This window comes from Mycobacterium sp. (assembly GCF_032161845.1).
Taxonomy (GTDB): domain Bacteria; phylum Actinomycetota; class Actinomycetes; order Mycobacteriales; family Mycobacteriaceae; genus Mycobacterium.
In genome coordinates, this window is record NZ_JAVRQA010000377.1 from 1 (window position 1) to 11547 (window position 11547).

An 11547-nucleotide genomic window follows, 5' to 3' on the forward strand; every position below is an offset into this window, starting at 1 on the left:
CCCGGGTCGCTTCGCTCCTGCCCGCCGACCCAACCCCGGGTCGCTTCTCTCCTGCCCGCCGACCCAATGACCCCGGGTCGCTTCGCTCCTGCCCGCCGTACCTAAGCAGACCGCCATGGCAGAACCCATGATTGCCCCGTCGATTCTGGCCGCCGACTTTGCGCGTTTGGCCGAGGAGACCGCCGCCGTGCCAGGCTCCGACTGGTTGCACGTCGACGTGATGGACAACCACTTCGTGCCGAACCTGACCCTCGGTCTGCCCGTCGTCGAGAGCCTGCTCAAGGTGACAGACATCCCGATGGACTGCCATCTGATGATCGACGACCCGGCGCGCTGGGCGCCCCCGTATGCCGAGGCGGGCGCGTACAACGTCACCTTCCACGCGGAGGCCACCGACGATCCCGTCGCCGTGGCCCGCGACATCCGGGCGGCGGGCGCCAAGGCTGGTCTCAGCGTCAAGCCGGGCACCCCGATCGAGCCCTACCTGGAGATCCTCCGGCACTTCGACACCCTGCTGGTGATGTCCGTGGAGCCGGGCTTCGGTGGGCAGAAGTTCATCCCCGACGTGCTACCGAAGGTGGCGGCGGTGAGGCGGCTCGTCGACGCGGGCGAGTTGACGATCGTCGTGGAGATCGACGGCGGAATCAACGTCGACACCATCGAGGCGGCCGCCGAGGCAGGCGTCGACTGCTTCGTGGCGGGCTCTGCGGTGTTCGGGGCGGCCGACCCGGAGCTCGCCGTGCAGAATCTGCGCCGCCAGGCCGCGGCGGCCTCCAAGCACCTGTCGGCATGACCGACCGATGACCTTCGAGGACGCCATGCTCTCGGCCATCGCTCAGGCCGACGGCGTCAAGGGCACCACGTATCCGAACCCGCCCGTCGGGGCGGTGATTCTGGACCGTGATGGCGGCATCGCCGGCGTCGGTGCGACGCAGCCAGCAGGCGGACCACACGCGGAGGTGGTCGCGTTGCGGCGGGCGGGGGAGCGCGCGGTCGGTGGCGTCGCAGTCGTCACCCTCGAGCCGTGCAACCATCACGGTCGCACGCCGCCATGCGTGGATGCCCTTGTCGAAGCCGGGGTTTCGGGCGTGGTGTATGCCGTCGCCGACCCCAATCCGGTCGCGTCGGGCGGAGCGAAGCGGCTGTCCGATGCCGGGATTTCGGTCGAGGTGGGTGTGCTGGCCGATGACGTCGCAGGGGGTGCGCTGCGGCAGTGGTTGCACCGGCAACGCACCGGAGGCCCGCACGTCACGTGGAAGTTCGCCTCGAGCATCGATGGGCGCAGCGCCGCCGCCGACGGCAGCAGCCAGTGGATCACCAGCGAGGCTGCGCGCGCCGACGTGCACCGACTGCGCGCGGTTGCCGACGCGATCGTGGTCGGCACGGGCACCGTCTTCACCGACGATCCGTCGTTGACGGCGCGCCTGCCGGACGGCTCCCTCGCCGAGCGGCAGCCCCTGCGCGTGGTGGTCGGCCAACGGGAGATATCGCCCGACGCCAACGTCCTCAACGACGACTCCAGAACCATGGTGATCCGGACCAGGGATCCGCACGAGGTGATTCAGGCGCTCTCGGATCGAACCGATGTGCTGCTGGAGGGCGGACCGATCCTGGCGGGAGCCTTCCTCAGGGCGGGGGTGGTCGACCGGATCCTGGGCTACATTGCGCCGATCCTGCTCGGTGGGCCGATCGCCGCGGTCGACGACGTCGGCGTCGCGAGCATCGTCCAGGCCCAGCGGTGGCGGTATGACGGCGTCGTGCGGCTCGGACCCGACCTTCGGGTCAGCCTGGTGCGCGGCTGAGCCAGCCTGGCCCTTGGCTGCCGAAAATGGTGAGACCTGGAATTACTCTGGGCGCCAATGTGACTCGCGTCACGCCCGGAATGCCCCCGTTCGTGGACTCGTTACCGGTTTGAGACGCAATCCGCCCCGCGGGGACCCGGTTGGCGTCGGTGGTCCCCGTAAAATCGAGGTCAGAGTTGCGGCCATCCCGGCCAGGCTGCTCATCGAAGAGGGCCGCACCATCGAAGAAGGACCCATCTCCGTAAAGGACGAAGAGCAATGACTGCACTGCAGGACTGGCTCGGCTTTCGCCCCGTCGATCAGAGCACCATCATGGAAATCGTCTGCCGCCCACTGCGCGCGGTACTGAGCACCCCGGACGTCGAGTTGCGTCCAGAACTCAAGCTGATCAGTCCGGGCGTCGAACGCTGCTGACCCGTTAGTTCTGGGCGCCGATGATCTCCGTCGCGGTGTCCTGCTCCTCGGCATGCTCGTCCTTGCCGGTGATCAAGAGGCCGAAGACGGCGCCAACCACGCACACGATCATGGTGATGAAGAAGATCTCGGCGTACTGCATCGTGTACGCGGTCCTCACGTTCTGCGCCAAGATCTTCCCGATTTCGAGCAGGTTGCCCCCGGCGGGTTTCGGCATCTCCGCGAGGTACTGGTTGAACCGGTACAGACCCCACGCGCTGAGTGACGCCAGCCCGATCAGCATGCCGATCATCCGCGCGACGACCACTGCGGCAGAGGCGATTCCGTGCTGAGCACCCGGGACGGCCCGCAGCGTCGCTGACGTCAGCGGTCCGATGACCAGACCGAGGCCGACGCCGGCCAGCACGAGATCGGTGGCGAAGGTGGGCAGCGTGAACAACCCGAGGTCGTGGTGCGCGGACAGGACGTCGAGATTCCAGTGCGACACCAGCCAATAGGCGAAGGCGGCGATCAAGAGGCCGACGAACGCCACGATGCGGTCGCCGATCCTGGTGGCGACCCAGCCGCCGATGAGAGCGCCGATGGGGAGTGCGCCTAGGAACCACAGCAGTAAGAAGAGGGTTTCGTTCTGTTCCTTGCCGAGCACGCCTTGGCCGAACAGTTCGACGTTGACCAGGGTGACCATCAACGCCGCGCCCGCGCAGAGCGACGACCCGAGCGCCGCGAGGAACGGACGAAACCGCACTCCGGTCGGATCGATGAGTCGGGTGGTGGCGAACTTCTCCCACACGAAGAACCCGATGGCGACGACTAGCGCCGCGCCAAGCACCGGCAAGCCCCAGCTGGGGAACACCTGCTTGCCATCGGGTGCCGGGTTGTACATGCCGAAGACCATGAGTCCCAGCGCGAGCGCGAGCAGCAGGCCGCCGACGACGTCGACCTTCTCCTTCGGGGCGTCCTTGTCCTTGGACGGCAGGCTGAAGTGGACCATCACGATGGCGATGATCGCCAACGGCACGTTGATCCAGAACACGTCGCGCCAGCTGGTCAGGGCCCACACCACGGCGACACCGTAGAGCGGGCCGAGCACGCTGCCGAGTTCCTGCGCTGCGCCGATGCCGCCGAGCACCGTGGCGCGGTTGCGTGCGGACCAGAGATCGGCGGCCAACGCCAGCGTCACGGGGAGCAGCGCACCACTGGCGGCCCCCTGAATGGTGCGGCCGATGACCATCGTGACCACGTCACTCGACAGCGCGGTCACCACCGAACCGATGGCGAAGGCGGTCAGGCTGAGTTGTAACACCAACTTGCGGCCGAATCGGTCGGACGCCCTGCCCAGAAGCGGCATCGCGGCGATGTAGCCCAGCAGGTACATCGTGATGATCGGGGTGACGCGCTGGATCTGGTTCAGCGCGACCCCGACGTCCCGCATGATGTCGTTGATGATCGAGATGACGACATAGGTGTCGAGCGCGCCCAGCAGAACGGCGAGCCCGCCTGCAGTGATCGCGATCCGCCTGCTGGACGCCTTCGGCTCTGAGGCGTTGGTGGCCCCCGGCATTACGCGGCGGGCTTGGTGACGGTAACGCTCTTGCCCCAGTCGCTCAGGGTCATCTGCACACTGTTGCCCTGGCTCGGATCGAGCTTGGCCTGCACGAGGTCGTGGTCTCCGTCCTCCTTGATCCACGCGGTCGCGGGCACGGGGGCGGTAGCGCCGACGTTGGCGAGCCCGTTTACGACCTCGGCGCTGACGTTGCCGGTGATCTTCACGGTGTCGACGCCGTTGATGGTTTCGCGGCCCTCGGCCTTCGGATCGGTGAAGTTGGCGAGCACGTTGGCCAGTCCGACGTCGGGGTTCAGGATCTTCGACACATCGTAGATGTCGTCCGCGGGCCCGAAGTTCGTGAAGCTGCCCGGTGTCAACGCGCCGTACAGGTCGCCGTCGGTGACGACGAAGTCGACGTCCTTGAAGGTCTGGCCGAAGGCGATGATGCTGGCCTTGCCCTGGGCGGCGACCGCGGGGACGTTCGTCAGGTCCCCACTGAGGGATTCGATGGGCAGTTCGGCGATCTTGCCGGTGACCGTCAGCTCGAGGTGAACACTCTTCTGAGCCTTGGTGGTCTGAGTGGAGTCCTTGAGCAGGGACGCCCCGTCGGGTAGCGATGCGTCGGACTTGGTCGAAGAGCTGCATCCCGCGATGAGCAGGAACGAAGCGAAGATGGACACGAGGACGGCAATGCGATGGCGCGTCTGCATGACTGCATCGTAGTGGGTGCAGGTTTGTGGACCCTGGGCCCGGGGAGCGGGTAGAAGTGAAGTCGTGACGTCCGGTGGCCAAGAGCGAAGCGACCCGGGGCCGACGAACGAGCTGGTCTTTCGGCCCGCGCCGTCGGACTTCGGTGACGCTGCGGCGCTCGTCGCGGCGATGGTCAGCGAGATGCGCGAGCTGTACTGGGACGTCGGCGGTGCCGGTCTGGACCTCGATTCACCCGACATGCCGAAGGCCGGTCCCGCGGAGCTGGGTCCACCCGCCGGAGTCTTCCTCGTCGGCTACCGCGATGGCGTCGCGGTGTGCGGCGGGGGCCTCAAGCGCCTGCCCGACGGTGCCTGCGAGATCAAGCGGATGTACGTCATCCCAGCTGCTCGCGGCCGCGGAGTGGCGCGAGAACTGTTGCACGCGTTGGAGAATGCCGCGCGCGGGCTCGGCTACGCGATCGCCCGCCTCGACACCGGCCCTCGCCAGGCGCACGCCAAGGGGTTCTATGAACGCGAGGGTTACGTCGCCATCGCCAATTTCAACGACAACCCGGTGGCCACCTTCTTCGGGGAGAAGCGCCTCTGACTAGCCTGGTCAGCATGTTCACCGGAATCGTCGAAGAGTTGGGCGAGGTCATCGGCAAGGAAGACCTCGCCGACGCCGCCAGATTCGTCATCCGTGGCCCGCTCGTCACGACCGACGCCGGTCATGGCGACTCGATCGCCGTCAACGGCGTCTGCCTCACCGTCGTCGACGTGCTGCCCGACGGTGCATTCACGGCCGACGTGATGGCCGAGACCCTCAACCGTTCGAGTCTCCAGGGTGTCGGGGTGGGGAGCCCGGTGAACCTCGAACGAGCCGCCGCCCTCAACAGCAGGCTGGGCGGACACATCGTGCAGGGCCACGTCGACGGCACCGGTCACGTGCTCACCCGGTCGCCGTCCGAGCACTGGGAGGTGGTGCGCATCTCGCTGCCCGACGCCCTGTCGCGGTACGTCGTGGAGAAGGGTTCGATCACCGTCGACGGCATCTCACTCACGGTGTCCGGCTTGGGATCGGACTGGTTCGAGGTGTCGCTCATTCCGACCACGCTGCAGCTGACGACGTTGGGGCGGGCCGGCGTGGGCACCGCGGTCAACCTCGAGGTCGACGTCATCGCGAAATACGTCGAGCGGCTGCTTTCCAACAAGGGCTGATTGGAACGTCCGCCCTGATCAGAGAGCCCAGCGGGAGCGGGCAATAGAAGCCGCACTCCGTTGGTTCATACTGAAGGGCGTGGTAGGGCGCGTCGCACGATGGTTCCGATCGGAACGGCAAGGGTGGCAGGGATGACGAGGCTGGATTCCGTCGAGCGGGCTATTGCCGACATCGCGGCAGGCAAGGCCGTCGTCGTCATCGACGACGAGGATCGCGAGAACGAGGGCGATCTGATCTTCGCCGCGGAGAAGGCGACCCCCGAACTCGTGGCGTTCATGGTCCGCTACACGTCCGGCTACCTGTGCGTGCCGCTGTCGGGTGAGGTCTGCGACCGGCTCGGGCTTCTGCCGATGTACGCCGTCAACCAAGACAAGCACGGCACTGCCTACACCGTCACCGTCGACGCGAAGAACGGTGTGGGCACCGGCATTTCGGCCTCCGACCGCGCGACGACGATGCGTCTTCTCGCCGACCCGGCCGCCGTCGCCGAGGACTTCACCAGGCCCGGGCACGTCGTACCACGGCGCCCAAAGGTGGGCGGCTTTCTGCGCCGCCCCGGCCACACCGAGGCCGCCGTCGACCTGGCTAGCCTCGCTGGCCTGCAGCCCGCGGGCGCCATCTGCGAGATCGTCAGCCAGAAGGACGAGGGCGAGATGGCCCAAACCGACGAGCTGCGGGTCTTCGCCGACGACCACGACCTGGCGCTCATCTCGATCGCCGACCTCATCGAGTGGCGTCGCAAGCACGAGAAGCACATCGAGCGCATCGCCGAAGCCCGCATCCCGACCCGGCACGGCGAATTCCGCGCCGTGGGCTACACCAGCATCTACGACGACGTCGAGCACGTCGCGTTGGTGCGTGGTGACATCACCGGACCTGGGGCCGGACCGGACAACGACGGGCACGACGTGCTCGTCCGCGTTCACTCCGAATGCCTCACCGGAGACGTCTTCGGGTCGCGGCGCTGCGACTGCGGTCCGCAGCTCGACGCCGCCATGGCGATGATCGCCCGTGAGGGCCGCGGCGTGGTGCTCTACATGCGCGGGCACGAGGGTCGCGGTATCGGCCTCCTGCACAAGTTGCAGGCGTATCAACTCCAGGATGCCGGCGAGGACACCGTCGACGCCAACCTCAAGCTCGGCCTGCCAGCCGATGCCAGGGACTACGGAATCGGCGCCCAGATCCTGGTCGATCTCGGAATCCGTTCGATGCGACTGTTGACCAACAACCCGGCCAAGCGCGTCGGTCTGGACGGCTACGGGCTGCACATCATCGAGCGGGTGCCGTTGCCGGTGCGTGCCAATGCCGAGAACATCCGCTACCTGATGACCAAGCGAGACCGGATGGGCCACGACCTGACGGGTCTCGAAGACTTCGACGAGGCCGTCAAGATGAACGGATACGACGAGGGCGTGTACCTGCTCGGCGATCGGTTGCCGCCGACGGCGACCGACCCGGGCGGAGCAACCCCGTGAGCGCTGAGGGCGGGGCCCGACCGTGAGCGGTGGCGCAGGCGTTCCCGACATGCCCGCCGTCGACGCCGCGGGGCTGAAGCTGGCGATCGTGGCGAGCACCTGGCACACCACCATCTGCGATGCGCTTCTCGACGGCGCGCGTCGAACCGCAGCCGCGTCGGGTATCGACGAACCCGACGTGATCCGAGTGCTCGGTGCCATCGAAATACCCGTCGTCGCACAGCAACTGGCGAAGTCACACGATGCCGTCGTAGCCCTTGGTGTCGTCATCCGGGGTCAGACTCCTCACTTCGACTACGTGTGCGACGCCGTCACGCAGGGCTTGACCAGGGTTTCGCTGGACGAGGGAACACCGGTCGCCAATGGCGTCCTCACGACTAACGACGAGCAACAGGCTCTCGACCGTGCCGGGTTGCCAGGGTCGGCCGAGGACAAGGGCGCACAAGCGGCGGCCGCGGCATTGTCCACCGCACTGACGCTGCGTGACCTGCGCAAGAGCTCGTGACCGCACCCGGCTATGACCTCGAGGTCAAGCCTCACCTGACCCCGTACTTCGCGTACGGCGCAGCCTTCCTGATTGCCGCCGCCCACATCACCGTTGGCTTCCTGCTCAAGGTCCGCTCCTCGGGGGTGATCTTCCAGACCGCCGATCAGGTGGCCATCGGATCGCTCGGCGTCATCATCGGAGGTGTGGTGCTGCTGTTCGCCCGGCCCCGGTTGCGGGTCGGCCCCGAAGGTCTTTCGGTGCGAAATCTGTTGGCTTATCGACTGATTCCGTGGTCGGACGTCGTCGACGTGTCGTTCCCGAAGGGAGCGCGCTGGGCGCGTGTCGACCTGCCCGACGACGAGTACATCCCCCTGATGGCGATCCAGTCGGTGGACAAGCAGCGCGCCGTCGACTCGATGGACGCAGTGCGCACGCTAATGGCGCGGCACCGCGCCGAGATCAACCGACGCTGAGCGACATCGTCAGTTCGTCGGCGGCCGTCGAGGTCTCGGTGACGCCGAAACCCAGTTGCTCGTACACACCGCGGGCGGCCGCATTGGCGACGTCGACGCGCAACGTCACGACCCGCGCCCGCTGATTGCGGGCCCATTCGACGGCCGCGGCCACCAGGTCGCGGCCAAGCCCTCGGCCCCGCATGCCTGGCTCGAGCCACAGCGAGTACAGATACACCGCTTCGGCGCTTTGGCGTTGGGCGCCGATGAGGCCGACGAGGTGATCGTCGACGCACACCGCGAACTGGGCGTGGGCCCGCAGTCGCCGTCGCCACTGAGCCGCCGTGAACGCCATTTCCTGGCGGTACTGCGGATCGCTGGTGCCGAGGGTGTCGGTCAACGCGCGAAGCCGAAGGGTGGCGAACACGCGCCAGTCCGATTCGACGAGTCGGGTGACCGTCGGCGCACTCATGCGGCGTCGCATGGCTCCTCCGTGCAGTGCGTTAGAATGTGCTGATAGTGACCCATTTTCGCACGTCGGTGACAGCTCAGGAAACCGATACTCGCCAAGTGTGCGCCACCCAGCTCATTACGCGTCCCGGGACGCTACCCGCCATCACGATCCCGATGACCGGTGGTTGCCCGCCCGACGCCGATCACGTCTGGGCGTACCTGCAGGAGCCCGCCGAATTCTTCGGCGTCGCCATGCCGGGACGGCTGGAGCTGACGGCCGCGCTATCGGACTTCGCGGAGACGGTCGGCTCGGCACTGGTCGCCACGACCGTCACGATCGTCGAGGTTGCCGGCGCGCCCCGGATCGCGGTGGCTGGCACGGCGGTGCAGCCGCTGCGGGCCGAGGCGGTGCGGATCGCCCCCGACGAGTCGGTGCCCCACCCTCACCGCGCGTCCGACCCCTGGTGGCGGAGGATGGCGGCGCGCACGACCAGCCGTGGCGAACTCGATCAGCGCGAACGCTGGTTGAACGGCCTTGGCTTCGCGGACGCTCTGTCGGACGGTGAGCCCATCCTCGGGGCATTGGTGTTCGAGACCCCTGGCGGTGTCGTCGCCGTTGAGAATCCAGAGCCGACGTCGGTCCTCGATCAACTGGCACGGTGTGGTGCGATGACGCCGACGACAATGGTCTCGACGCTCCCGGCCGATGCCGAGCGCGTGTGGTGGGTGTCGCCGCGATACGAGACGCATCCGGTCGCCGAGCTCGCCGGGACGCCGCTCGCCGTGGCGAACGAGGCGGTACCGTCGTTCGCGAGGTGGTCATGAGCGAATTCGACCCGGCGTCGTTCACCGTCATGACGATCGACGGCTACGACGTGGCCGACGGCATCTTCACCGCCCATTACACGTTGCGCGGCAAGGAATCTCACGACCAACCTTTCGCCGAGGTGGTCGACTTCGGCGCCGCGCTGGGCGATCGCCGCCCCGATGACCGCCTGCTCCGGTTGCTCGCACTGACCTGCTCGCTGAGCTATTTCAAGGCCGCCGCTCCGCCGCGAATCGAAATCGCCTTTCCGACAACTGAATTCGAGCGTCACTATCTTGGTGAGCTCATCGCCGGTGGGCTCGGTGAGTTCGCCTATCGCAACTCACTTCCCGACGCGTTGACGCCGGAGATCACGGGTCCCGAGGCGCCGTCGGTAGCCGCCGACGATGACCGCTGGGACCCCGAGGCGGAGCCGCTGGTGCCAGTCGGCGGCGGCAAGGACTCGGTCGTCAGCATCGAGGCGCTAAAGAGTCACGGATTTCGCCCGACCCTGTTCAGCGTCAACAAGTTCGACCCCATCGACCGGTGCATCGACATCAGCGGCCTCGACAGCCTGCGGGTGACGCGCCGCATCGACGCCAGGCTCATCGAGGCCAACGCGCAGGGCGCCCACAACGGGCACGTCCCCGTCACGGCGATCAACAGCGTCATCGGGCTGATCGTCGCCGACGCGAACGGCCTCGGGCCGGTGGTGTTGTCCAACGAGCGCTCGTCGAACATCGGCAACGTCACCTGGCTCGGCCGAGACGTCAACCACCAGTGGTCCAAGAGCATCTCCTACGAGTCGCTGCTGCGGGACGCCCTCACCAGCTACGGGCTCAATCCCGACCGCTACTTCTCGCTGCTGCGACCGCTCTCGGAATCCGAGATCGCGGACCGGTTCAGGAACAGCCCCCAATACTTCCGCGACTTCATCAGTTGCAACCGGCCCTTCGCGATCGACTCGGGACGCCGGGGCGCGACGTGGTGTGGGCATTGCCCCAAGTGCCTCTTCGTGTTCGGGCTGATGGCACCGCGGTTGGGCCGCGCGGAGGTCGAGGCGATCTTCGGCCACGATCTCTTCGCCGACCTGGACAACCGGCCCGGCTTCGAGGACATCGTCGGCCTTGGCGTGCACAAGCCGTTCGAGTGCGTCGGCGAATACTACGAAGCGGCGGAGTCCCTGCTCTCCGTCCTCGACGCCGACGAGTGGCGCGATGTGCCGCTCGTCGAGGAGTTCCGTTCCCGGCGTGACGAACTGGAGAAGGTCGCCACGTCCAGCGACGCGGACCAAGGTGGCGTCAACTACGTTCCCGAGCGTTACGCCGCGGCGCTGGCCCTGCGATGAGCCCGTCACCGCCGGACCTCGCCGGGCGGACCGTCGGCATCTGGGGTTTCGGCCGAGAGGGCGTCTCGATGGCGAGAACCGCGGCCGCCGCGGGGGCTGCGCGCATCGAGGCCGTCGACGACATGGGGCGCCGCCCGTTCGAGGATCCCGAAGGTATCGCGAACCTCTTGGTGTTCCGCGGGTCCGAGCATCTCGCCAGGCTGAGTGCCTGCGACGTCGTCTTCGTCAGCCCCGGCGTGCCGTGGCATCAGCCCGTCTTCGCGGAACTGCGGCGCTCGGGGGTTCGGATCTCGAGCGCGGCCGACTGGTTCATGTCCCGGCACGGGGCGGCCACGATCGGTGTGACGGGCACCAAGGGCAAGAGCACCACTGCGTCGTTCCTCGGCCACCTTCTGCAGCAGGTGGGCGTCGATGCCGTCGTCGCGGGGAACATCGGCACCCCGCTATCCGACCTGTCGCCTGCTGACGGCGTGGTGGTCGTCGCCGAGGTGTCCAGCCAGCAGGCCGCGTTGCTCACCACCTCGCCCGCGGTGGCGGTGATCACGAATCTCTATGAGGATCACCTGGATTGGCACGGCGACCGGGACTCGTACTACCTCGCGAAGGCGAATGTCTTCCGCAACGGCGCCCGCTCGCTGGTGACGACGCCGGAGGTGGTCACCGTCCTCGAGCGGCTGGGGCTGGTGCCGATCGAACCGGAGCTGACGCTCGTCGATCCCGCCGACGCGCGCCGGGTTTCGGGTCGCTCGGTGATGACCTACGAGCACAACGTCGCGAATGGGGCGCTGGCCGCCGCGGCCGCGGCGGAGGTGCTCGGCAGGCCGGTGACGTCCGACGAGTTCGACACCGCCGTGCTC

14 protein-coding genes are annotated in these 11547 nt (G+C 67.4%); 11 read left to right on the forward strand and 3 right to left on the reverse strand.

Going from position 1 to position 11547, the window contains the following annotated elements:
* Positions 1–115: 115 nt before the first annotated feature.
* The 3 genes from rpe to QOD90_RS20355 all read left to right on the forward strand — a co-directional run bounded on the left by rpe (position 116) and on the right by QOD90_RS20355 (position 2216).
* Positions 116–793, forward strand: a complete 678-nt coding sequence (gene rpe, locus QOD90_RS20345; RefSeq protein WP_526352639.1) for a ribulose-phosphate 3-epimerase — start codon at positions 116–118, stop codon at positions 791–793.
* Positions 794–800: 7 nt separating this feature from the next.
* On the forward strand, positions 801–1802 hold the full coding sequence (gene ribD / locus QOD90_RS20350) for a bifunctional diaminohydroxyphosphoribosylaminopyrimidine deaminase/5-amino-6-(5-phosphoribosylamino)uracil reductase RibD (RefSeq protein WP_526352640.1): 1002 nt from the start codon (positions 801–803) through the stop codon (positions 1800–1802).
* Between the two features lie 258 nt (positions 1803–2060).
* Entirely contained in the window at positions 2061–2216 is a 156-nt protein-coding gene (locus QOD90_RS20355) for a hypothetical protein (protein ID WP_526352641.1), read from the forward strand.
* 4 nt (positions 2217–2220) lie between these two features.
* Here the strand turns inward: QOD90_RS20355 and QOD90_RS20360 are convergent, their stop codons facing one another.
* Together QOD90_RS20360 and QOD90_RS20365 are read right to left on the reverse strand one after the other, a co-directional pair.
* A complete protein-coding gene (locus QOD90_RS20360; RefSeq protein ID WP_526352642.1) occupies positions 2221–3777 on the reverse strand; it encodes an MFS transporter in 1557 nt (518 codons plus the stop codon).
* Entirely contained in the window at positions 3777–4472 is a 696-nt protein-coding gene (locus QOD90_RS20365; RefSeq protein ID WP_526352643.1) for an LppX_LprAFG lipoprotein, read from the reverse strand. The genes QOD90_RS20360 and QOD90_RS20365 overlap by 1 nt, the downstream gene beginning before the upstream one ends.
* A gap of 64 nt (positions 4473–4536) precedes the next feature.
* On the opposite strand from QOD90_RS20365, the gene QOD90_RS20370 reads away from it, so the two are divergent.
* The 5 genes from QOD90_RS20370 to QOD90_RS20390 all read left to right on the forward strand — a co-directional run bounded on the left by QOD90_RS20370 (position 4537) and on the right by QOD90_RS20390 (position 8105).
* Entirely contained in the window at positions 4537–5058 is a 522-nt protein-coding gene (locus tag QOD90_RS20370; protein WP_526352644.1) for a GNAT family N-acetyltransferase, read from the forward strand.
* 14 nt (positions 5059–5072) lie between these two features.
* Positions 5073–5669, forward strand: coding sequence for a riboflavin synthase (locus tag QOD90_RS20375; protein WP_526352645.1), 597 nt, complete (start codon positions 5073–5075; stop codon positions 5667–5669).
* Positions 5670–5801: 132 nt separating this feature from the next.
* On the forward strand, positions 5802–7145 hold the full coding sequence (locus QOD90_RS20380) for a bifunctional 3,4-dihydroxy-2-butanone-4-phosphate synthase/GTP cyclohydrolase II (RefSeq protein ID WP_526352646.1): 1344 nt from the start codon (positions 5802–5804) through the stop codon (positions 7143–7145).
* 22 nt (positions 7146–7167) lie between these two features.
* Complete coding sequence (ribH, locus tag QOD90_RS20385) at positions 7168–7650, forward strand: 6,7-dimethyl-8-ribityllumazine synthase (RefSeq protein ID WP_526352647.1); 483 nt, start codon at positions 7168–7170, stop codon at positions 7648–7650.
* Positions 7647–8105: a PH domain-containing protein gene (locus tag QOD90_RS20390; protein WP_526352648.1), complete on the forward strand. Its 459-nt coding sequence runs from the start codon at positions 7647–7649 to the stop codon at positions 8103–8105. Before ribH ends, QOD90_RS20390 begins: the two co-directional genes overlap by 4 nt.
* Here QOD90_RS20390 and QOD90_RS20395 read toward each other — a convergent pair.
* The gene (locus tag QOD90_RS20395; protein ID WP_526352649.1) at positions 8092–8556 is read right to left on the reverse strand and encodes a GNAT family N-acetyltransferase; all 465 of its coding nucleotides are present in this window, start codon (positions 8554–8556) and stop codon (positions 8092–8094) included. The two genes, QOD90_RS20390 and QOD90_RS20395, sit on opposite strands and share 14 nt — an antisense overlap.
* Positions 8557–8654: 98 nt before the next feature.
* Here QOD90_RS20395 and QOD90_RS20400 point away from each other — a divergent pair, with 98 nt between their 5' ends.
* The 3 genes from QOD90_RS20400 to QOD90_RS20410 all read left to right on the forward strand — a co-directional run.
* On the forward strand, positions 8655–9362 hold the full coding sequence (locus QOD90_RS20400; protein ID WP_526352650.1) for a hypothetical protein: 708 nt from the start codon (positions 8655–8657) through the stop codon (positions 9360–9362).
* Positions 9359–10690, forward strand: coding sequence for a MurL-like N-terminal domain-containing (locus tag QOD90_RS20405; RefSeq protein WP_526352651.1), 1332 nt, complete (start codon positions 9359–9361; stop codon positions 10688–10690). The genes QOD90_RS20400 and QOD90_RS20405 overlap by 4 nt, the downstream gene beginning before the upstream one ends.
* Positions 10687–11547, forward strand: an 861-nt coding sequence (locus QOD90_RS20410) for a Mur ligase family protein (protein ID WP_526352652.1), incomplete at its 3' end; no start/stop codon positions are given. The genes QOD90_RS20405 and QOD90_RS20410, both read left to right, overlap by 4 nt.